This is a genomic window from Algoriphagus yeomjeoni, assembly GCF_003259505.1.
Lineage (GTDB): Bacteria > Bacteroidota > Bacteroidia > Cytophagales > Cyclobacteriaceae > Algoriphagus > Algoriphagus yeomjeoni.
In genome coordinates, this window is the sequence record NZ_QLLK01000017.1 from 13,901 (window position 1) to 34,706 (window position 20,806).

Annotated in this window: 19 protein-coding genes; 10 read left to right on the top strand and 9 right to left on the bottom strand. The window is 41.3% G+C overall.

Annotated features, from left to right (window positions below; translation table 11 throughout):
* Window positions 1–145: 145 nt before the first annotated feature.
* Together LV83_RS19795 and LV83_RS19800 are read left to right on the top strand one after the other, a co-directional pair.
* Window positions 146–778 (top strand): ABC transporter ATP-binding protein, encoded by a 633-nt coding sequence (locus tag LV83_RS19795; protein WP_111613303.1) that lies wholly within the window; start codon window positions 146–148, stop codon window positions 776–778.
* Window positions 771–1,832, top strand: a complete 1,062-nt coding sequence (locus tag LV83_RS19800) for a hypothetical protein (RefSeq protein ID WP_146613768.1) — start codon at window positions 771–773, stop codon at window positions 1,830–1,832. The genes LV83_RS19795 and LV83_RS19800 overlap by 8 nt, the downstream gene beginning before the upstream one ends.
* Before the next feature lie 104 nt (window positions 1,833–1,936).
* Here LV83_RS19800 and LV83_RS19805 read toward each other — a convergent pair whose 3' ends face one another.
* Window positions 1,937–2,968 carry an LLM class flavin-dependent oxidoreductase gene (locus LV83_RS19805; RefSeq protein WP_111613305.1) on the bottom strand — a complete coding sequence of 344 codons (1,032 nt, stop codon included), beginning with the start codon at window positions 2,966–2,968 and terminating at the stop codon, window positions 1,937–1,939.
* Between the two features lie 519 nt (window positions 2,969–3,487).
* On the bottom strand, window positions 3,488–4,891 hold the full coding sequence (locus tag LV83_RS19810) for a sugar porter family MFS transporter (protein WP_111613306.1): 1,404 nt from the start codon (window positions 4,889–4,891) through the stop codon (window positions 3,488–3,490).
* Between the two features lie 178 nt (window positions 4,892–5,069).
* Between LV83_RS19810 and LV83_RS19815 the strand changes: the two genes are divergently transcribed.
* Together LV83_RS19815 and LV83_RS19820 are read left to right on the top strand one after the other, a co-directional pair.
* On the top strand, window positions 5,070–6,071 hold the full coding sequence (locus tag LV83_RS19815; RefSeq protein WP_111613307.1) for a PDDEXK nuclease domain-containing protein: 1,002 nt from the start codon (window positions 5,070–5,072) through the stop codon (window positions 6,069–6,071).
* Between the two features lie 422 nt (window positions 6,072–6,493).
* Complete coding sequence (locus tag LV83_RS19820) at window positions 6,494–7,498, top strand: SAM-dependent methyltransferase (RefSeq protein WP_111613308.1); 1,005 nt, start codon at window positions 6,494–6,496, stop codon at window positions 7,496–7,498.
* Window positions 7,499–7,534: 36 nt separating this feature from the next.
* Here LV83_RS19820 and LV83_RS19825 read toward each other — a convergent pair whose 3' ends face one another.
* A complete protein-coding gene (locus LV83_RS19825) occupies window positions 7,535–7,690 on the bottom strand; it encodes a hypothetical protein (RefSeq protein WP_245947110.1) in 156 nt (51 codons plus the stop codon).
* A gap of 333 nt (window positions 7,691–8,023) precedes the next feature.
* Here LV83_RS19825 and LV83_RS19835 point away from each other — a divergent pair, with 333 nt between their 5' ends.
* Both LV83_RS19835 and LV83_RS19840 read left to right on the top strand, forming a co-directional pair.
* Window positions 8,024–8,260: a ribbon-helix-helix domain-containing protein gene (locus tag LV83_RS19835; RefSeq protein ID WP_111613309.1), complete on the top strand. Its 237-nt coding sequence runs from the start codon at window positions 8,024–8,026 to the stop codon at window positions 8,258–8,260.
* On the top strand, window positions 8,253–8,540 hold the full coding sequence (locus LV83_RS19840; RefSeq protein ID WP_111613310.1) for a type II toxin-antitoxin system RelE/ParE family toxin: 288 nt from the start codon (window positions 8,253–8,255) through the stop codon (window positions 8,538–8,540). The genes LV83_RS19835 and LV83_RS19840 overlap by 8 nt, the downstream gene beginning before the upstream one ends.
* 88 nt (window positions 8,541–8,628) lie before the next feature.
* Here the strand turns inward: LV83_RS19840 and LV83_RS19845 are convergent, their stop codons facing one another.
* Window positions 8,629–9,426 carry a phytanoyl-CoA dioxygenase family protein gene (locus tag LV83_RS19845; RefSeq protein WP_111613311.1) on the bottom strand — a complete coding sequence of 266 codons (798 nt, stop codon included), beginning with the start codon at window positions 9,424–9,426 and terminating at the stop codon, window positions 8,629–8,631.
* A gap of 472 nt (window positions 9,427–9,898) precedes the next feature.
* Here LV83_RS19845 and LV83_RS19850 point away from each other — a divergent pair, with 472 nt between their 5' ends.
* Window positions 9,899–10,249 (top strand): GIY-YIG nuclease family protein, encoded by a 351-nt coding sequence (locus tag LV83_RS19850; RefSeq protein WP_111613312.1) that lies wholly within the window; start codon window positions 9,899–9,901, stop codon window positions 10,247–10,249.
* Window positions 10,250–10,447: 198 nt separating this feature from the next.
* On the opposite strand, the gene LV83_RS19855 is transcribed toward LV83_RS19850, so the two are convergent.
* The 4 genes from LV83_RS19855 to LV83_RS19870 all read right to left on the bottom strand — a co-directional run bounded on the left by LV83_RS19855 (window position 10,448) and on the right by LV83_RS19870 (window position 15,156).
* Complete coding sequence (locus tag LV83_RS19855) at window positions 10,448–12,139, bottom strand: sulfatase family protein (protein ID WP_111613313.1); 1,692 nt, start codon at window positions 12,137–12,139, stop codon at window positions 10,448–10,450.
* 286 nt (window positions 12,140–12,425) lie between these two features.
* Complete coding sequence (gene msrA / locus LV83_RS19860) at window positions 12,426–12,926, bottom strand: peptide-methionine (S)-S-oxide reductase MsrA (RefSeq protein ID WP_111613314.1); 501 nt, start codon at window positions 12,924–12,926, stop codon at window positions 12,426–12,428.
* 32 nt (window positions 12,927–12,958) lie between these two features.
* Window positions 12,959–13,276 carry a low molecular weight protein tyrosine phosphatase family protein gene (locus LV83_RS19865; protein WP_111613315.1) on the bottom strand — a complete coding sequence of 106 codons (318 nt, stop codon included), beginning with the start codon at window positions 13,274–13,276 and terminating at the stop codon, window positions 12,959–12,961.
* Between the two features lie 251 nt (window positions 13,277–13,527).
* Window positions 13,528–15,156, bottom strand: a complete 1,629-nt coding sequence (locus tag LV83_RS19870) for a sulfatase family protein (RefSeq protein ID WP_111613316.1) — start codon at window positions 15,154–15,156, stop codon at window positions 13,528–13,530.
* Window positions 15,157–15,341: 185 nt separating this feature from the next.
* Between LV83_RS19870 and LV83_RS19875 the strand changes: the two genes are divergently transcribed.
* From LV83_RS19875 to LV83_RS19885, 3 genes are all read left to right on the top strand, one after another.
* Window positions 15,342–16,775, top strand: a complete 1,434-nt coding sequence (locus LV83_RS19875) for a sulfatase (protein WP_111613317.1) — start codon at window positions 15,342–15,344, stop codon at window positions 16,773–16,775.
* 214 nt (window positions 16,776–16,989) lie between these two features.
* A complete protein-coding gene (locus LV83_RS19880; RefSeq protein ID WP_111613318.1) occupies window positions 16,990–17,634 on the top strand; it encodes a TetR/AcrR family transcriptional regulator in 645 nt (214 codons plus the stop codon).
* Entirely contained in the window at window positions 17,634–19,121 is a 1,488-nt protein-coding gene (locus LV83_RS19885; protein WP_111613319.1) for a sulfatase-like hydrolase/transferase, read from the top strand. Before LV83_RS19880 ends, LV83_RS19885 begins: the two co-directional genes overlap by 1 nt.
* A 92-nt stretch (window positions 19,122–19,213) precedes the next feature.
* On the opposite strand, the gene LV83_RS19890 is transcribed toward LV83_RS19885, so the two are convergent.
* Window positions 19,214–20,770, bottom strand: coding sequence for a RagB/SusD family nutrient uptake outer membrane protein (locus tag LV83_RS19890; protein ID WP_111613320.1), 1,557 nt, complete (start codon window positions 20,768–20,770; stop codon window positions 19,214–19,216).
* Between the last annotated feature and the right edge of the window lie 36 nt (window positions 20,771–20,806).

Here is a 20,806-nt window from a genome sequence, read left to right on the forward strand (position 1 = left end):
ATATTGAACCCAGTACTTTTTGAAAAACGATTATGTATAAAAATCCCCAAAATGGATTAGAATTAATAACTCATGTCCAGCTTCTGGAGAAGCAGGACAACTGCGACCTTTGCGCGACCTTTGTGTACTCTGTGGTTAAAATCCTATGTTAGAAATCCAGCACTTCCGTAAATCCTACCCAACTGGTTTTCAGATAGAGATTAACTCACTAAAATTGGACAAGGGAATTCATCTTATCAAAGGTGAAAATGGTTCTGGAAAATCCACACTGCTGAAGGCGATTGCTGGAATTCACGACTTTGAGGGTGACGTTATTCTCGATGGCATTTCTCTTAAAAAAGAACCTATCTCTTTTCGCCACAAAGTCAACTATTCTGAAGCAGAACCTCTTTTTCCTGACTTTCTGAGTATGGACGAGCTGATAGCCTTTGTAGCTAAAACCAAAGGTGCGGATAAAACTCAGATCACATCTCTTAAAGAGATTTTGGCAATCGGAGACTTTTCCAAAAATGCCATTGCTACCTATTCCTCGGGAATGTTGAAAAAGACTGGATTGATCTTAGCTTTTCTAGGAAAGCCCAGCATGATCATTCTGGACGAACCTTATACTACAATTGATCTGGGAACTCAGAAAAGACTAACTGAGCTGATCAATCGCGAATTGTACAAAGGAGTCAGTTTTCTGCTTACCTCCCATATCGCAGATTTCGAAGGGTTTTTCGATTATAATTCAGTATTGAATATCTCCAATGGAAGCCTTCTCCAAAACCATGAGTGAGCTGTTTTTTAAAAGTTTTGCAATTCCATTTTACAAGGCTTTTCTGGGTTTTTTCATCTTGATTATCCTCGTATTTGGAGTTTTTATGGAGCTGAAGCAGCACCTGATGATTGCTGAGCGATTGCTTCAAAATACCATCGGATTTTATTCTATACTACTGATCTTCCTTGCATTTGCCATAGCCCAACAGCGGTTTCAGCTCCGGCTTATGAATGACAAGCGCTATAGAATTTTTCATCATTTGGGTTTCTTGACTTGGCGGCAACTCGCTTGGAGCTTCCTTCCTGTTTGGGTTTCAAATCATCTGCTTATTCTGCTTTATGGAGCACTTCTGAGCTTTGTAGCAATTGGGATCAATACTGGTGGAAAACTAGTCCTGCTTTGGATATTTATCGCTGGGATTTTTCTAGCTGATCTCACCTTAACCTATCTCAAACTCAAAAAACCTTTTCCTGATTTCATACGAGTCAGATCGACAATCTTCAAAAAGCTCAAATTCCAGTTTTGGTTTCTGATGCATTTGAGAGAAAAAAGAACCTTATTAATTCTTGGAGTAAAGCTCTTCAGCATCATCTTACTGAACGGATTTTTCTATGCTTTTTCAACTGGGAGATACGACCTTAGATGGCTTGAGTTTGGACTGCTTTGCGCTAGCTTTGCCCATTTTCCTATCTGGCTTGACAAGCATGCTTTTGAGTCTGGGCAACTCAGCTATTTTTACGCAATGCCACTCCGATTTGGCTGGAAATTCAAACAGCATAGTACCACGATCTTGCTGATACTTTTACCTGAATTCATGTTGTTGATTTACAAAATTGGGAGTATAGAAAACCTTGCAAATCTGTTGTTTTTGCTCTTTTTATTCCAGGGGTTGAATATGGGAATATATGGACTGATCAAAGGTAGAAAAGCTCTCAGCGAGTCCCTAACCTCAGGATACCTAGCCTTCTTTATCCTTTTCCTATTGGTGATTTTTAATCTTCAACCTCTGATCATAGCAGCAATTTGCTTGGTTCCTTTTGTTTTGGCAGTGAGATCAAGGTATTCGGTTTGATCACCACACTACTTCTATCGACCTTTTCCTGAGATCAAGTTTTCCTTCATCATAATTCCTCCTATTCTACCCTGAACATCTTGCTTTTCCAATAAGCTCCCCCCTTATAACCCAGCTTTCACCCTCGGAATCACTTCTTTTCCTATCAATTCGATTGCATTTTTCAATTGAGTATGACTCAGATTAGCGTTATCCATCTGGAAAGTGAATCGGTCGATGCCTCCAAGAGATTCGCTGTGACGTAGGATTTTTTCTGCCACATCCTCAACTCCACCAACTACCAACGCTCCGAAAGGTCCCGTCTGCGCATTGAAGTGATTTCTGGTAACTGGCGGCCAACCTCGCTCCCTGCCGATTCGGGTAAATGTCTCGGCATAGCCTGGATAGTATGCTTCCACTGCTTGCTCGGTAGACTCTGCCACATAGCCCAAAGAATGCAATCCAACTTTCAATTTTTCCGGTGCGTGCCCAGCTTTGGCCCCAGCTTCCCTATACAGATCCACCAGCGGACGGAATCTATGCGTCTCCCCGCCTATCACTGCCACCATCAGAGGCAAACCCAGCGTACCTGCTCTTGCAAAAGAAGCCGGGGTTCCGCCCACACCTTGCCAAATAGGAAGCGATTCCTGAACTGGTCGGGGATAGATTGCCTGCTGATTTAATGCAGGACGAAACTGACCTCTCCAAGTCACGATCTCCTCATCTCGGATCTTCAGAAGTAATTCCAGTTTTTCGGAGAAAAGCGCATCATAATCATTCAATCTCAGGCCAAAAAGTGGAAATGCCTCCGTAAAAGAGCCCCTTCCTGCGATGATTTCCGCACGTCCATTGGAGATCAAATCTATGGTCGCAAACTCCTGAAAAACCCGAACAGGATCGGCTGCACTCAGTACAGTAACCGCCGAGGTAAGTTTGATTCTGGAAGTTCGAGCTGCAGCTGCAGCCAAAATAATCGCAGTCGCAGAATCCAAAAATTCCTTTCGGTGGTGCTCCCCAATTCCAAAAACATCCAAACCCATCTCATCTGCATAGACGATCCTATCTATGAGCTCAGTTAATGATTTTCTACGGTTTTCAGTTTGGCTATCTGTTCCTGCAGGCGCTGCTGCTGCAAAACTATCTATTCCTATTTCCATGGCATGACGGGATTATTTTTCTCTTAACCAAAGGCAAGCTTTTTCAATTCCATTTTATAGGTCTAGACATTCAAAAGTTTTCCGCTTTGGAGTCTCTTCGGCCATTTCCTTGATTCATAAAAACCAGCCCCCTAACTCTTAATTCTGTTGCTTCCTAATTCTTTTGGATGTGAAAAAGGAAAATTGGCAATTATCTCGGAAGGCAGGGAAATATCAGAAAGATTAGGCTGCCATATTCGGGAAGGAAAGCATAATTTGACCCGAGTGGACTGTTCTCATTTTCAGGACTTCGTCCAAAAGAATCTCGAATGAAAGTAGACAATTGTTGATTGCTTTAGTCCCGCTTTCTATTCGGAAATAGTATTTCCGCTTTTGTGCCAGTATGGCGTCAAAAGCAGAAATAGATATGGTAAACTTAAGAATTGAGGCCGCTTCGGTCTTCGGTCATCGGTCTTCCGTCCAGATAAGCAAAGAATCTAAGGTGACTGGCATCATTGCGGATAATCCTATTAGGTCAAATCACCCCACCAATTCCTTCTCAATCTCTTCCAAGGACTTACCCTTCGTCTCTGGCAGCACAAAGTAAATCACCAGGAACCCGAAGGCACAGATCCCTCCATAAAGCCAGAAGTTATTGGCCCAGCCGAGATTCTCGCGGATCGCAGGGAAAAAGTAAGTCAGGGTAAAATTCCCAACCCAGTGTGCCAGCGCTCCGATGGAAATCGCTGCTCCTCGGATTCTGGTGGGAAAAATCTCCGAAAGCACCACCCAAAGCAGCGGAGCTAAAGTGAAGGAATAGAACATAACATTGGTTAGTACTGCCAAAACAACAGCATTTCCGCCAAGGTCAATCAAGAAAAAATATCCGATCAACCCGTATAGAATCGCCATCGCAGCAGTCCCGATCAGCAGGAGTTTCTTTCTGCCAAATCTATCCACCGTAGCCAAGGTGATAAACACGGAAAGTACCATCACTCCACCAATCACGACGATATTCAGCATCATTTGCTTGAGATTGTAGCCTGCTGCCTGGAAGATATCTGCGGCGTAATAAATCACCACATTGATCCCAGACCACTGCTGTAGGAAGGCTAGGAAAACACCGATTCCGAGCAATTTGACCACTCTTTTCTGCAAGAGATCTTTGAAATGGACTTGCCCGAAATCTCCTTCTTTCAGGGTGGTTTTCACTTCTGCAATGGTATCCTTTGCATAGTTCTCCCCTCCGATTCGCAGCAAGATCTTTCTTGCTTGTTCTACTTGCTTGTTCTTGATTAGCCAAGGCACGGACTCGGGCACAAAAAACATCAACACAAAGAACAAAAGCGCAGGAATAGCCTCAGCGGCAAACATCCATCTCCAGCCATTTTGCCCAGACCAACTCGCAGCAATCATCTCAAAACTTGCTTCATCCGCCAACAAGGTATCCGCAAGCGAAATCTGCCAATTGACCAACTGGGCCAGTAAAACTCCGATCATAATCAGCAGCTGATTGATCGTGACCATTTTCCCCCGTTTCTCTGGAGGTGAAAGTTCGGCGATATAAAGCGGGGAGAGATTTAGCGCAACTCCCATCGCCACGCCACCTATGATTCTATAGAAATTGAATGCCCAGAAGGTACCCGCCATGGCAGTTCCTATGGCCGAAATGGAAAACAGCAAACCTGAAGCAATCAGCAGTCTTTTTCGCCCCAGTTTATCCGAAATGAGAATACATAAACCCGCCCCGATCATGCAGCCGATCAGCGCAGAACTCGTCCCCCAACCTTGGTCTGCTGCAGAAGTGATGTTGAAAAAAGGCTCGTAAAATGGTTTGGCCCCTCCTATTACCACCCAATCGTACCCAAACAAAAATCCTCCCAAAGCTGCGGTAAGGCTAATCAGCCAAATATAAGTTTGGTTGTAAGTATAGGTAGGCTTCATGGGATCAGGTTAGGGGTTTGGGAAAAACGAAACCATAAAATAGGGCTTTTTGGGATTTTGGCAATCCTGTTCAACAGGTAGTTGTTAGTCTTAAATCCCCCTATTTGAAATAGGCTAAATCATAGACTCCTAAATCAAGATTAGCAAGTATATTAGTCTGTCATTCACAGAGAAAACTATGAGTCAAATTTCTAACTCTTGTATTGATAGTATCCGGCAAATTATTTCGCAGGCACAGACAAATGCAGCTCGCGCAATAAATCAGGAGCGGGTTTTAATGTATTGGGAAATCGGTCGGCACATCGTAGAAGAAGAGCAAAACGGAAAAGAGCGTGCAGATTATGGGACATTTCTCCTAAAAAACTTGGCTACAGCCCTTGAAAAGGACTTTGGAAGCGGTTTTTCTTTCAGGCAACTTAATTTTTGTAGACAGTTTTATATCACATTCCCAATAATGAACGCACTGCGTTCACAATTAAACTGGACTCAATATCGGCTGTTGATCCGCATTGATGATTCAGACAAAAGAACCTATTATATAGAGGAGACCTGTAATAACAATTGGAGTGCACGGCAATTGGAAAGACAGATTAATAGCCAATTATACGAACGCCTTTTGCTAAGTAACGAGAAAGAGAAGGTTTTAGCTGTGGCTAAAAAAGAAGCTCAACCTGAAAATCCCAGAGAAATAATTAAAGACCCAATGGTGTTGGAATTTTTAGGGTTAAAACCACAAGCATCGTACTACGAAAAAGACTTGGAGAATGCTCTAATTACCAATATGCAATCCTTTTTATTGGAGTTAGGTAATGGCTTTTCATTTGTAGCTAGGCAAAAAAGAATTCAACTGGAAGATGATGCTTATTTCATTGACTTAGTCTTCTACAATCGTCTGCTTAGGTGTTTCGTTTTGATAGAAATCAAAACCCATAAGCTCACTCATCAAGACTTGGGACAATTACTGATGTACGTAAATTATTATGATCGAACTGAAAAACAAGCTGATGAAAATCCCACTATTGGAATAATACTCTGTGCCGATAAAAACAATACCATGGTAGAATTTGCCTTGCCTAAACACAACACTAATATCCTCGCAAGTAAATACCAGTTATATCTCCCTAAGAAGGATCAGTTGGAGAAAGAATTCAAGAAAATAGTGCAAGACAAATTAGCCTAAAATAGGAGAAATTCATCTACTCAACTTTCTACTAAATCACCCCGCCACAGGATTCAACTCCGTATCGATCACCTCACCTATCTTCGCTCCCGGGCATCAGGTATTCCAGTCATGGATCTGATTAGCATACTATTTGGCTTGTTGGAATGAAAATCCAAATTAGAATAAAACATCATCTATAGGGCGTGAAGTCGATCCTAAAACTCACTTTCTGGAAAAACTAACTCTTCAAGGTGCAAAAATTAAAGTTTGGAGGAGAATGATATAAAAGAAAGGCAGGAAGTATACGTCCCTGGTTGGGTATGCAGCGTTGTTATGCTTAATTTATAAAATGAAATCGAGCATGTCGAAAAGGACACACAAAGGGATAATTATAAGCCTTGCGAGATTCCATCTGACCGCTAAAAAACAATTATAAACAGATGAAAACACTTGAGAAAATAGCCTTCGTTTTGCGAAAAGACCAGACAGATTATTTGGAGTTGGCTCAAGCAATCCAAGACTATGAAAGTTTGGTTTTCGCGTTATCAACTATTGAAATCGAAAATGAATCAAACAGGGAGGACATTCATTTTGATACCGGAAAAGCATTGGGCACCACTTGGGCAGCTCTATGCATAAGAGATCTGATTCGCACAAAAATTTTTATAAAAGGGCTTTTTAATGCTATAGAACAGGTTAAAAAAACAAAACAAGGTACTGTAAATGTTCTATATGCAGGAACTGGCCCCTTTGCCACATTGATCTTACCAATAATGGCTACCTACTCGGAAGCGGAAGTACAGTTCACACTATTGGAAGTGAATAAGGTAAGTTTTGACACTGTCAATCAAGTGATCAATAAATTAGGATTTGGCGGTTACATTAAAGCTTCGACAAACGAAGACGCAACAAAATATGTAGTCAATTCTGACCATCAAATTGACATTGTAGTAAGCGAGACGATGCAGCACGGATTGAAACGAGAACAACAAGTTCCAATAGTGTTGAATATAATGCGTCAAGTGAAGGAAGAAGTAATTTTAATTCCTGAAAAGATCACACTTAATGTTTGCCAAATGAACTTTACAAAACTTCATGCAAGAGAGAAAAACACAGAAGAGGAGTATTGCATTCGGTTGGGTGCTTTTTTTGAACTAAGCCGTGAGAAAATAAAAGAGTATGAGCTGAGCAGTCATCTGGAGAATGGGAAATTACTGTTCCCGCAAAAGTCGATTAATCTAAAAATGGAAGACTTAAAGGAATTCAACCAGTTGGCAGTCCTTACTGAGATTCAGGTGTTCGGTGAAAATAAAATCAGTATCAATGAAAGTGGGCTAACCATGCCACTGATATTAGAAGACCTTTCAGCTCATCAAAAAGGATTAACCTTAAACATTAGATACACGGTTAGTGAAGAGCCGGGAATTGAGTACTCATGGATTTAGTGTAAAACAGGGAGAATAGATCTACTCAACTTTCTACTAAATCCCCGCCACAGGATTCAATTCCGTATCAATCACCTCTCCGATCTTCGCTCCAGGGCACCAGGTATTCCAATCGTTAATCTGATTATCATTTTCAGGATTTTTGAGCTTAGCAGTAGCATCCATATAGATCACTGTCATCACCTTTCGCATTTCATGTGTTTATATTTTGATTTTAATTGGCCACATGGAATCTCGCATCATTTTAAACATCCTCTGTGTGACGCTTGAGTCATGCCTGTCTGCCTCAGGCAGGCTCGATTTGATCTGTTTGATTTGCTCCGGCACGATGAAAAACCCAGCCTGAGTGGAAACTCACTTCTCCCAAATCAAAGGCTTCGATCACATGCTCAAAGTTGTTGATGCGGAGATTCTGCTTGATTTTCTATTCGGGCTCAGCCCCTATCTATAGATCTCTTCATAATAAAAATTTTTGATTCTGGTTCGATTTTGATGTAAATTAGCACCAAATCAAAAAACATTAGTATGGCAAGGCAGAGCATTTCATTTACAGAACCAAATGATAAATGGTTAAATGAGCAAGTTGACAATCAGGAATATTCCAGCAAAAGTGAAGTTGTGAATGACTTAATAAGACAAGCGAGAAATCAGCAAATCGAAATAGACTGGATTAAAGCCAAATTAGAAAAAGCAGAAAAAAGTGGCTTTACTAATGATAGTAAAGAGCAAATTTTAGCTCAAGCCAAATCTCTAAATGAGTAGTTACAAGCTTAGTAATGTTGCTAAGGAGGACCTAATACGCATTCACAGCTACGGGGTCAAGCAAATTGGAATGACCCAAGCCGACAAATATTTTAATACTTTTTTCGAATATTTTGAGCTTATAGCACAAAGCCCTTATTCCTTCGAATCGGTGGATTTCATAAAGGAGGGGTATCGCCGATGTGTTTGTGGTTCTGACAGTATTTATTACAGGATAACCAATAATACGGTTGAAATAATGGCAATCGTTGGAAGACAGGATTTGAAAAACATACTGTAAACATTCCGGACAAAATGCTATTGCCAAAAAAGGCCTTAACAAATAGGTCATAAATTGAACCCGAAGGCTTGAGCGTACTTTATCCGAATTACCCCGCCACCGGATTCAATTTCGTATCGATTACCTCGCCGATCTTCGCTCCCGGGCACCAAGTATTCCAATCGTTAATCTGATTATCATTTTCAGGATTCTTGAGTTTGGCGGTAGCATCCATATAGATCACTGTCATCACCTTTCTCATCTGATCCGTTTGATTAGCGCCAGCACGATGAAAAATCCAACCCGAGTGGAAGCTCACTTCACCCAGATCAAAGGCTTCGATCACATGCTCGAAGTTGTTGATTCGTAGGTTGTCCTTGATCTTCGCCTCAGAATCATCCCCTATTTCCAAATCCCTTCCGAAGACAATTTGCTGACTTTTGGCAGAAAACTCCAGCGGCCCCATCTCCAGCGGAGTAGCCTGAAGTGGAATCCAAGCCGTAATAGTTTTATCAGTATCTATTGGCCAGTAATACTGATCCGCATGCCAAGGTGTGATGCCTCCACCAGCTTCTTTGAATAAGGCCTGATCATGGTAAATCCTCACCCGCTCACACCCCATCAAATCTGCAGCGATTTGCGCCAAGCGCTTGCTCATCACCAGTTTTTTGACTTCCTCAGATTCCGTCCATAGATTGAAAATCTGCAAAAATGCTTTGCTATAAGTATCCCGTTGTTCCAAAGGTTTGGCTTGCGTGTTTTTCCGCTTGACTTCTGCCGAAATCACTTCATTGAAATGAGCTACTTCTGCAGGGCTGAGCACCTGCTTCAGTTTGATGAAGTTATTCTCCTGGTAAAATGCTTTAGCCTCAGGAGAGATCGGATAGTGTTGGGATAGGTTATTCATGGGTTGGGTTATTTGTAGTTAAAGTAGGAAGCTCAAATGGGTAATAAAATAGATTTTAATAAAAAGTGATTTTAACCTCATACTCTGTCAGTCCGAGTACTCGGAAGACGGAAGTCTGAAGGCATGAGGACAATTACTTTACTCACATTAAAAGAGGGGGCTTCGACTTCGCTCAGCCTGACAACGACTTCGCTCAGTCTGACAACTACTTCGCTCATACTACCACCAACTTCATTCAACCTGATAACAAATTAGTTACCAATATAGATTGATTTTTGAAAACGGAGAGTGTGTCAGTCCGAGCGAAGTCGAGGACATTTTTTTATCAAAATTTAAAAGAGGCTTCGACTTCGCTCAGCCTGACAACTACGGACAGATTAATTGTAGTTTAATTCAACTTTGATATCTACATTATATCCTACTAATTAACACCTTATAATCGTAAGACTCCTTTTTTTAAAATTAAAATTGTATGAAAATATACTTCGTTTACATTCTGAAATGTTCCGATAACACTTTCTCTACAGGAGTTACAAATAATGTGGAAAGGAGATTAGCTGAACATTCTGAAGGCCTAGATCCTTTTTGCTATACTGCAAAAAGAAGGCCTTTGCAGATAGTGTTTGTTCAGGAGTTTCAAGAAATCAAAGAGGCTATTGCCTTTGAAAAACAAATCAAAGGATGGAGTAAGAAGAAAAAACTCGCAATGATCAATGACGAGTGGGATAAATTGAAAGATTTAGCTGAATGTAAGAATGAGACTTCTCATAAAAATTTCAATGAGAAATTATTGACCTCTAAAACTGATGAAAAATCCTCCTAGGTTGAAGGTGGGGCTTCGACTTCGCTCAGCCTGACAACAACTTCGCTCAGCCTGACAACGACTTCGCTCAGCCTGAAAGCGACCTAGCTCAGCCTGACAATGGTGCCCTTTGCGAAAACTTTGTGTACTCTGCGGTTAAAAACAAAAAAGCCTCAGTATATCAATCTACTGAGGCTTTATCTAAAACCATATTCAGGTTTACTTCTTCTTTCTATCCTCGAAAATCCTATCGATCAACTCGGTGTTTTTCCCACCGTTATATGAGTTATTCTCCTGAATGTAGTCTAGGTATTTTTCAATGTATTCCTGACTGAGCTCTGAACTGTCCCCATATTTCTCACGCAAGCCATCCAGCTGCTTATGTAAATCCGCTCTGATCTCTGCATAGGCAGGATCATCATAGACATTGGTCAATTCCATTGGATCCTTCTTGCGATCTATCAATTCCCACTCGTCATTATCGAAATAGTAATGCACCAACTTATATTCCTTGGTGATGATCGCATAATGCCTCTTCACCATGTGAACCGAAGGGTATTCGTAATAGTGATAGTAAACCGCATCCCGAGTCCATTTATCCGTGTCGCCAGTGAGCAAAGGCAATAAGCTTTCACCTTGCATATCTGAAGGGGCTTCTATCCCGGCAGCAGCTAGGAAAGTCTGCGCAAAATCAAGATTCTGAACCATCTCATCTGACTTCGTTCCCCCCTGCACTTTACCAGGCCAAGCCATTAATAAAGGAGTTTTAAATGACTCATTGTACACGAATCGCTTGTCAAACCAGCCATGCTCACCTAGGTAAAACCCTTGATCGGAAGTATAAACGATGATGGTGTTTTCCATCAGGTTATTTGCTTCCAAGTAATCCAAAACTCTGCCCACGTTCTCATCTACTGCCTTGATCGTCCCCAAGTAATCCTGCATATAGCGCTGATACCGCCACTTCATTTTGTCTTCCTCCGTCATGGTTGGGTAAGCTTTTTTGAAGTCCTCATTCACTTTCATGTAGGCTTTATCCCAATTCGCGCGCTGAGCTTCATTCATTCGGCCAACCTCCCTATCAAAGGCTCCTTTGTCCCAGCCTGAGTTCTCTTCTATCCCCAGTTCATCCATCACCTCAGGATAAACTTTGGAATCTCCAGCCCAATGCATATCAGTGAGCAAATTCATTTCTGCTTCTTTTGCAGCTCTACCTCTTCCCGAGTAATCATCGAAAAGCGTCGCAGGTTCTTTGAATGTTCGTTGAGTAAACTCATCCACATGTCGCTCTGCAGGAAGCCACTCTCGGTGAGGAGCTTTATGCAAATACATCAACATAAACGGCTGATCTGCCTTGCGCTCATTTTGCAACCAATCCAAGGTCATGTCAGTGATGATATCCGTCACATAACCTTCCACCTTGATATTTCCTTCATTTTTGGTGATAAAATCAGGATTGTAATACGCTCCCTGGCCTGGTAAAATCTTAAATTGATCAAAGCCTTTTGGATTGTTACCAAAGTGAAGCTTACCGAACATGGCGGTCTGATATCCTGCGTCATGAAGAATCTGAGGGAAAGTCACATTCGTGGTATCAAAAGGAAAGTGATTGTCCACCTTGCCGTTGATATGTGAGTGCTTGCCTGTCAAAATAGTCGCTCTCGAAGGCGCACAGATTGAATTGGTGACTGAGGCATTGGTGAAAAGCATCCCCATTTTCGCAATTCGATCAATATTCGGAGTTTCGATCAGGGTATTGTCATAAGCGGAAATCGCTTGATACGCATGATCATCTGACATGATAAACACGATATTTGGCCGCTCGGCTGTCTTTGCCGCTTCTTCAGTCTTGCAGGAAAAAGCAAGAACAGCCAAGGAGCCTAATAAAATGGATTTTAAAATATGCTTCATTTTTGGGGTGGTTTTTTGGGTATAAATGTTTGTCTTTAAAGATGTCAGTCGTAGAATTTTCTTTGGTTTGCTGGATGTCGGATGTCCGATGCCCGAAGTAGCATCAGTTATAGCTTTTACCTCTTCTTTTCTTCTCTTATTGCTTGAATTTTCATGCTAGCAGCAAAGCAAAGAGACAAAAACATCGTAAGAAATACTTAACTCTAGACTTCAGCCTACTTCCGTCTTCCGTCTCCCGTCTTCGGTCTTCGGTCAACTAACATCGGACATCGGACATCAATCCTCCTCATTCTTTGATAAAACTATCCTCAAACCTCAGAAAGTGGCAAGTATACCCATTCGGGTTTTTCACCAAATAATCCTGATGGTAATCCTCAGCCACCCAAAAAGGAGCAAAAGGCTCTAAAGTAGTCACCACCTTATCCGGCCATTTTCCAGATTCGTTGACCAAAGCAATCATTTCTTCAGCCTCGGCTTTTTCCTTCTCATTTTGGTAGAAAATAGCAGATCGATAGCTCGAACCCCTATCATTGCCCTGCTGGTCTACCGTAGTTGGATTATGCATTCTGAAGAAGTAATCTAAGATCTCCTTGAAGGAAGTGACCTTAGGATCGTAGGTCAATTCAATTCCTTCCGCATGACCGGGATGATTTCTGTATGTCGGGTTTTCATTTTCTCCGCCTTGGTAACCCACTTCTGTATCAACGATTCCTGGGCGTGTTCTGAAGAGATCTTCCATTCCCCAAAAGCAGCCTCCAGCGATGTATGCTTTTTTATAATTACTCATTGTGTTTTGGTTTAGCGTTAATGCATTTTGGTTTACAAATACTGATCAACAGAAACTCTAATCATATCAATTAGTTCATTATCCATATACTGATAATCATCTTCAATATCCAGAATCACTAAAGTCTTATCTTCAATCTCATGTCTAAATTTTTGCAACAATCTTTGTTTATGCTTTTTCTCCATCACAAAAATTATGTCCGCCCACGAAATATTCTTTGCAGAAACTTTAATCCTTGCAGAGGGCTCTGTACCAGCTGATCTGACATTGAGATCTTTCCTGTTTTTATAAATTGCTTCTGCAGTCGGACTTCTCCAAATATTTCTACTGCAAACGAATAGTATGTTCATCTTTCAAGCCTTAGATAAATTCAAATTGTGTTGGATTATCAATTCTGAAAATTAACATTCTCGATTGTCAGATTTCATTTTCAAACTAAATAATTGCACAGTTGACCTGTTTTATTCCCTTTCCTGCAATACTTATTTTGACCTTCTGTACTATTTGATAAAAGCATCATAGGATTTGGCAGATGCTAAGTTCAAGGCTACTTAGGTCTCCCGATAGCTATCAGGACGTCTCCTGTCTCCCGTCTTCCAGCTTACCCCCCATTCCTCTTATTATACACCTCCATGTACTCATCCAGGAATCGCTTATCATTAGCATCAGAGTCACCGTACTTTTCACGAACCTCCACAAATTTCTTGTGCATCATTTCCCGCACTTCCGCATATGTTGGATCATCGTACACATTATTCATTTCGCTTGGATCTTTTTCCAAATCATACAATTCCCACTCATCGATGTCGTAATAGAAGTGAATCAATTTGTAGCGATCTGTGGCCACTCCGTTGTGACGTTTCACACTGTGTTCAGCTGGGTATTCGTAATAGGTATAGTAAACTGCATCACGCCATTCCTCGCTTTCTCCACTTACCAACTTGCGGAAAGATTCTCCCTGCATTTCAGCCGGAGCTTTGATTCCAGCATAGTCTAGGAAAGTTGGCGCAAAATCAAGATTCTGAACCAACCTTTTGATGCTGGTTCCTGGCTTGATTTCCTTAGGATATTTCACCAAAAGAGGCGTACGGAAAGATTCCTCGTACATAAAGCGCTTGTCAAACCAGCCATGCTCACCCAAGTAAAACCCTTGGTCCGAAGTGTAAACCACGATGGTGTTTTCCGCCAAACCATTTGCCTCTAAGTAATCCAGCACCTCGCCTACTCCATCATCAACAGACTTGATCGTGCGTAAGTAATTTTTGATGTAACGATTATACTTCCAAAGTGCAATCTCCCTCTTCTTCTCTACGCTTAGCGCCTTCTCATCCAATTGCCCATAAGCCTTCAGAAAAGCGGCATTCTTTGGGTCAAAAGCCTCTCTCCAAGCTTTCAACTGCTCAGGATTGAATCTCTTTAAATCTCCAGCCAAGCCAGTGCTATCTCCATAGGGATTTACTTCCAACATCAAGTCACGTCCCCAGCGCATGATTTCGTCTATTTCCATTTCCTGCTCTTTGGCAGCAGTTCCTCTCCCCTGATAGTTTGTCTCCTCGTCAAAGAAGTTAGCCGGCGGTGTGAACTCCATGTCATCATATAAGGTCAGATATTCCGGTGCCGGTTTCCAATTTCTATGAGGAGCCTTTTGGTGATAAAGCAACACAAAAGGCTTTTCCTTATCTCTTCCATTTTCCAACCAGTCCAGAGCCAAATCGGTAGTAATATCGGTGACGTAGCCTTCTATTCTTTTGGTCTCACCATTGATCAAAAAATCTGGGTTATAGTAATTTCCTTGTCCAGGAAGTACCATGGAATAATCAAAACCCTGAGGCTGTCCATCTAAGTGAATCTTACCGATCAATGCTGTGGTATACCCATTGGCTTGCATGAGTTTAGGGAAATTATCCTGATCCCAATTGAATGGCTGGATGTTATCAACTTTCCCATTCATAAAGCTATGTTTGCCTGTTAGCAACACAGCACGACTTGGTGCGCAAATTGAATTGGTTACCGTAGCTCTGGTGAAAATCGCCCCTTCTTTTGCTATTCGGTCAATATTTGGCGTCTCGTTGAGCCCACTTCCATAGGCACTGATTGCCTGATAGGCATGATCATCGGCCATGATAAAAATGATATTGGGCCGCTCGGCTGGCTTTTGTTCTTCTTTTGGGCTACAGCTCAAAGCTATAGCAGCAAAGAGGAATAGGATATTGACCGATTTCCAAGTCATAGTTTGGTGGTTTATTGAATTTTGAAATTAAAGCAATTTGATCAAAACCAGCAGGTTTATAGTATAACTATATCTGAATTATGGCGCCGATCATTCATCAAATTTAAGAATCATAGCTTATCTTAGGCCAATCGACCTACAATTGTTGCAATTCCCATTTTGCGGTTGATTTTAGATAATAAAAAATGAAAAAGTCATTACTACTCGCTCTAGCTCTTATTGCCACGACCTCATTTGCGCAGCAAAAAAAGAAGCCGAACATTCTCTTCATTATTTCAGATGATTTGACTACTACGGCACTAGGAGCATATGGTAATGAAAATGCTCATACGCCAGCTATTGATCAACTGGCAAAAGAGAGTACTGTTTTCACGCGTGCTTACACGCAATATCCTGTTTGCGGACCTTCGAGGGCATCTTTCATGTTTGGGTATTATCCAAATGCAACACAGACTTATGGCTATGTGAGTGGACGGGAAAATGTAGGAGAAAACAGACCTTCGATAGCCGAGCTTTTTAAGCAAAACGGCTATTTCTCCGCCCGGGTGAGCAAAATCTATCATATGGGCGTCCCTATAGATATTGAGAATGGCGCTGACGGCCAAGATGATCCAGCCTCTTGGACTGAGAAATACAATTCTCAAGGCCCAGAATGGCTGGCAGAAGGAGAGGCAGAATTGGTACAAAATAATCCTGACGGAAGCATAGAGCGAAAAGGTGGAAATGTGATGACAATCGTAAAAGCTGCTGGAGGAGATTTAGCTCATTCGGATGGAAAAACGGCTGAAAAAGCATCCGAATTGATCCGTGCTCATAAGGATGAACCCTTCTTTTTAGCTGTTGGGTTTGTGAGACCGCACGTGCCTTTTGTGGCTCCGGCAAATTACTTTGAGCCTTTTCCCTACCAAGGAATCAAGCTTCCTAAGCAAATTGAAAATGACTGGAATGATATTCCCGAAAGGGGAATCAATTACGTGACTAGTGTGAATGCAGAAATGAATTCAGTGCAAAAGCAGAAAGCTATTGCTGCCTATTATGCTTCCGTTTCTTATATGGATGCTCAGGTAGCGAAGGTTTTGTCCACCTTGAAAGAAGAAGGATTAGAGGACAATACCATTGTGATTTTCACTTCAGATCATGGCTTTCATTTGAACGAGCATGAATTCTGGATGAAAGTAAGTCTTCATGAAGAATCAGTCCTTGTGCCTATGATGATTAAGGTTCCTGGGAAAAAGCCTGCAACTTCCAACTCATTCGTTGAGTTATTAGATCTTTACCCTACGATTGCAGAATTGGCTGGATTGGACTACTCTAAAGTGATTCAAGGTAAAAGTCTAGTTCCACTATTGAAAAATCCTGCCAAGAAAGTACGGGACTATGCTTTCTCGGTATCTCAAGGTGGAAAGTCATTTCTGATTCGAACAGAAGATTTTGCGTTCATACAATACGATGAGGATGCAGGTTCAGGAATTGAGCTTTATGACATGAAAAAAGATCCAGAACAGTTCACAAATCTGGCAACGAACGCTTCATATAAAGCTATTGTAACAGATTTTCAACAGAAGCTAAGTGAAAAGCTCTTAGAAATTAGAACAAATGATTTGGGAATTGCTTATTAGGTATAGGATCATTTCAATTTCCATTCAGCTATAAGCAAAGTTGCATTCCTATTCGTTGATAAACTTACCAATAACAAAAGGACTCTGATTGAATAAAAATGCTAATGATTTAAAAATAAATTGGCTTGGTGGCTTTACAAAAGGGGTTTTAGTCCTCTTTTTAGTATTTAGGCTATATTAATGATTCAATTTTTTAAACTCTGAAACCTATACAATGAAAAAAACAATAAAGACCAAAGAGAAAATACTCCTGAATGCCATTGAACAATACAATGAATTTGGGGTACAGAGTATCACGAGCAGACACATTGCCAGTAAAATCGGTATAAGTCACGGCAATCTGGACTATCATTACAAAACTAAAGAAGACATTATACTGGCAATCTATGATAAAATGAGAGCTGAAATGTCGGACTATTTTGTTGCCAGAAAGGAAAATTCCTCTTCAATAGAACATGTTCATTTACTATTGATACGTTTGGAAGAATTCCAATATAAATATCGATTTATCAACTTGGATGTTTTGGAAATCAGCAGAGCCTACCCACAAATCGCCACGCTATTCCAACAAACTTCTGAATACAGAAAATTACAGATGGATTCTCTTTTCCAAGAGTTTCGGTCGAATGAATACATGATACAAATTGAGCCTGAGATCTTTGAGCAAACTCAACATATCATCCGGATCATCATTACCTTTTGGCTCTCTCAACGAGAAGTATTAGGCACAGCAAAATTTGCGGAAAAAGGTGCTATGGTCAAAAGTATATGGGCGATAATAAGTCCCTATTTAACAGAAAAAGGAAAAGAAGAACAGCAAAAAACAATTGCCAAATACGGATATACCCAAATAACCTAATGATCTCTAAACCTAGAACAATCGGATTAATCATAACCCTGCTTCTGTCACTTGTTGTTCAGCTAACCTCAGCCCAGCAAAAAGCTATCAAACCTAACGTACTTTTTCTCTTTGCTGATGATCAGCGAGCCGATGCACTGGGAGCTTCCGGCAATCCTTACATTCAAACACCTAACCTGGACCAGCTGGCCTCAGAAGGTAGTCGCTTTGCAAATGCTTACGTCATGGGTGGAAATCACGGAGCTGTCTGTGCCGCCAGTCGGGCAATGCTATTAAGTGGTAAAAGCCTATTTCATGTCTACGACAAACTCAAAGACGAGCGCACCATGCCAATGGATTTTGCTGAGGCGGGCTATTCAACTTTTGGCACCGGCAAATGGCATAATGAAAAAGAAGCATTCGAAGCAAGTTTTCAGCAAGCAAAAAATGTTTACTTGGGCGGGATGGCTGATCACTATAGTGTCGCTATGCGAGATTATGATGATAATGGTAAACTGGGCGAGCCAACTTTCAAAAGCTATTCAACAGAGGTTTTTGCCGAAGGCGCAATCGACTTCATCAATGCTCATGTGAAGTCAGGAACTGATAAGCCTTTCTTTGCCTATGTAGCTTTTACGGCGCCGCACGATCCTTATTCACCGGAAGCTGCATACATCAATCATTATCCAGATGGTTCTTTGCCTTTGCCTGGAAATTACAAACCCTTTCACCCATTTGAATTTGATAACTTAATGGTTCGAGATGAGCTACTTACTGGCTGGCCAAGACAACCTGAGGTTATTCAGATGATCTTGTCTGACTATTATGCTTTGGTGACGCATTTGGATTCTCAGATTGGCAAAATTATCCAAACACTAAAAGACAATGACTTATATGACAACACCATAATCGTCTATGCAGCAGATAATGGGCTGGCAGCAGGAAGTCATGGCTTGCTTGGAAAGCAAAGTCTCTACGAGCACAGCACCAATGTTCCGATGATTATCAAAGGTCCTGGAGTTCCCAAGAATGAGACCTTCGATGCGATGGTTTATCTTTATGACCTTTACCCTACACTCTCAGAACTGGCTGGTTTGCCCAAGCCAAATCAGGTAGATGGAAAGAGCTTGGTTCCTATTTTGGGAGGAAAAGAAAAAGAAGTAAGAAGTAGTCTATTCACAGCTTACCGCCATACTGTGCGAGCCGTGAGAACTCCCGAATGGAAGCTCATCCGCTATCCAGAGCGAGATTATTTTCAGCTGTTCAATCTGAAAAATGATCCTTTGGAACTGAATAATCTAGCGGAAAACAAGGATTACACTGCTACGAAAGATGAGTTGATTACCTTGCTAAAAGACTGGCAAAAAATCTCGGATGATAGTGCAGCATTTACGACCAAAGAAATCAAGCCTCTCGAGTACGATCCTGCAACTCTTACTAGAAAACCAGATCGCTGGCAGCCAGAGTATACGTTGAAGCGATATTTTAAGGGAATTGAGAAACAGTAATTGTAATTAATACTGAATTTATTTGTAGAAACAGTAAAAAAGGACTCCAAAATTGGAGTCCTTTTTCATTGATCAAATTCTAAAACACATACTTAATATCCTGGATTCTGAGGCATTAGATTCGGATTATTCTGCATTTCTGGAAGCGGGTAAGGCATTAAGTAATGCTTGGCTTGTAAGGTCTGATTAGAGCTTGGATTAGTATGTCCTTCAAAATTATCAAATCCATTCGTGGCTTCATTGTATACTTTGCGTAAGCGAAGCATATCAAACCAGGTAATCTGCTCATAGCAGAGCTCATGCCATCTCTCTCTCAAAACTGCATCTCTGAATGTATCTGAGGTAAATCCGCCCATGCTTGGAGTGGTTAACCCAGCTCTGTCACGTATTCTTTTCAAACTCTCAACAGCTAAAGCATTTGGTCCACCAACTTCGTTTTGAGCCTCTGCATAGATCAGCAATACCTCTGCAAATCTGATTAAAGGAACATTCAGGTTGTTTGCCCTTGTGCCTGGCTGGTCCTTTGTGCCTAGTGCTTGCTGATTGAAATGTTTGAAAATATAAGGCGCACCCAGATCAAATTCCTCACCGCTACCATTTGTGTAGTAAGTAGTGTAAAAGAATCCTTCCTGATTAACTGCTCGCTTATCTCCAGGCTCATAGGAATTGTAGAAATCTTCCGTTGGAACAGTACTACCAGTTCCTGATGGACCCGCAAAGGTCACAGGCTTAAAGTTCGGAAACATATTGTTCATAGGATTTCCAGCCACAATCACATTATACTGTAGCATAAAGATATGCTCTAGTCTATTGTCATTGTTCTCATTATGAATTGCCTTGTAGGTTGGAAACAAGTTGATTGAAAGCGGATTACTAGTAGCATAGTCAATCACTTCCTTCGACTTGTCAGCAGCCAATTGATAATGAGACGCTCCCTTGCTCAGAGGAAATCCCGCCATAGTCAAATAGACCTTCGCCAACATTGATTTGGTAGCCGCCAAGGATGCTCTACCGCTATTGTCCATCCAAGGCAATCCTGCTGCTTCAGCTGCTTTCAAATCCTCCAAGATTAAAGCATAAACTGCGTCTTGCGAAGCTGGCGCAGGTCTGAAATTTTCAGAACTAGCCGTCTGTGGCATGGTAATCAATGGTACATCGCCCCATAGCCTCACAGCATAGAAATATGCCCAAGCTCTTAGGAATCTTGCTTCACCAAGAATTTTCGTCTTTTGTGCCGCATCCATTGGTGTAATAGCTGGTACCTTATCCAGTACTAGATTTGCTTGTGCTATTACTTTATACAATCCATTCCACCAATTGATCACATGCTGAGTTCTTCCATCATAAATGAGCCCGTACAGGTTATTCAAATCGGAATTCTGGGCTGTCTCGGTAGTAGATGTTCCCGTTGGAGCTTCTAGTAATTGCCAAGTTGAAGAAAAGATTCCCCCATCTCCCCCAATAAATCGTGTATCGGCATACACTGAAGCAAGTGCTGCTTCGGCATGGTCAGGAATAGTATAGAAACTTTCAGGTGTCAAATTGGAAGGGTCTTTTTCTTCCAAGAAACTTGAACAACCTACAAATCCTGCTACCAACGCACCAAAAAGGAGCAACCTGCCTGCTTTGTTATATATGTTATTTTTCATATGAATATATTTTTTTTAAAGGTCACATGTAATCTC

Bases quoted from the DNA above. Each gene is read 5' to 3' on its own strand.
- LV83_RS19795 (WP_111613303.1), top strand. From the start codon at position 146: ATGTTAGAAATCCAGCACTTCCGTAAATCCTACCCAACTGGTTTTCAG.
- LV83_RS19800 (WP_146613768.1), top strand. From the start codon at position 771: ATGAGTGAGCTGTTTTTTAAAAGTTTTGCAATTCCATTTTACAAGGCT.
- LV83_RS19805 (WP_111613305.1), bottom strand. From the start codon at position 2,968: ATGGAAATAGGAATAGATAGTTTTGCAGCAGCAGCGCCTGCAGGAACA.
- LV83_RS19810 (WP_111613306.1), bottom strand. From the start codon at position 4,891: ATGAAGCCTACCTATACTTACAACCAAACTTATATTTGGCTGATTAGC.
- LV83_RS19815 (WP_111613307.1), top strand. From the start codon at position 5,070: ATGAGTCAAATTTCTAACTCTTGTATTGATAGTATCCGGCAAATTATT.
- LV83_RS19820 (WP_111613308.1), top strand. From the start codon at position 6,494: ATGAAAACACTTGAGAAAATAGCCTTCGTTTTGCGAAAAGACCAGACA.
- LV83_RS19825 (WP_245947110.1), bottom strand. From the start codon at position 7,690: ATGCGAAAGGTGATGACAGTGATCTATATGGATGCTACTGCTAAGCTC.
- LV83_RS19835 (WP_111613309.1), top strand. From the start codon at position 8,024: ATGGCAAGGCAGAGCATTTCATTTACAGAACCAAATGATAAATGGTTA.
- LV83_RS19840 (WP_111613310.1), top strand. From the start codon at position 8,253: ATGAGTAGTTACAAGCTTAGTAATGTTGCTAAGGAGGACCTAATACGC.
- LV83_RS19845 (WP_111613311.1), bottom strand. From the start codon at position 9,426: ATGAATAACCTATCCCAACACTATCCGATCTCTCCTGAGGCTAAAGCA.
- LV83_RS19850 (WP_111613312.1), top strand. From the start codon at position 9,899: ATGAAAATATACTTCGTTTACATTCTGAAATGTTCCGATAACACTTTC.
- LV83_RS19855 (WP_111613313.1), bottom strand. From the start codon at position 12,139: ATGAAGCATATTTTAAAATCCATTTTATTAGGCTCCTTGGCTGTTCTT.
- msrA (WP_111613314.1), bottom strand. From the start codon at position 12,926: ATGAGTAATTATAAAAAAGCATACATCGCTGGAGGCTGCTTTTGGGGA.
- LV83_RS19865 (WP_111613315.1), bottom strand. From the start codon at position 13,276: ATGAACATACTATTCGTTTGCAGTAGAAATATTTGGAGAAGTCCGACT.
- LV83_RS19870 (WP_111613316.1), bottom strand. From the start codon at position 15,156: ATGACTTGGAAATCGGTCAATATCCTATTCCTCTTTGCTGCTATAGCT.
- LV83_RS19875 (WP_111613317.1), top strand. From the start codon at position 15,342: ATGAAAAAGTCATTACTACTCGCTCTAGCTCTTATTGCCACGACCTCA.
- LV83_RS19880 (WP_111613318.1), top strand. From the start codon at position 16,990: ATGAAAAAAACAATAAAGACCAAAGAGAAAATACTCCTGAATGCCATT.
- LV83_RS19885 (WP_111613319.1), top strand. From the start codon at position 17,634: ATGATCTCTAAACCTAGAACAATCGGATTAATCATAACCCTGCTTCTG.
- LV83_RS19890 (WP_111613320.1), bottom strand. From the start codon at position 20,770: ATGAAAAATAACATATATAACAAAGCAGGCAGGTTGCTCCTTTTTGGT.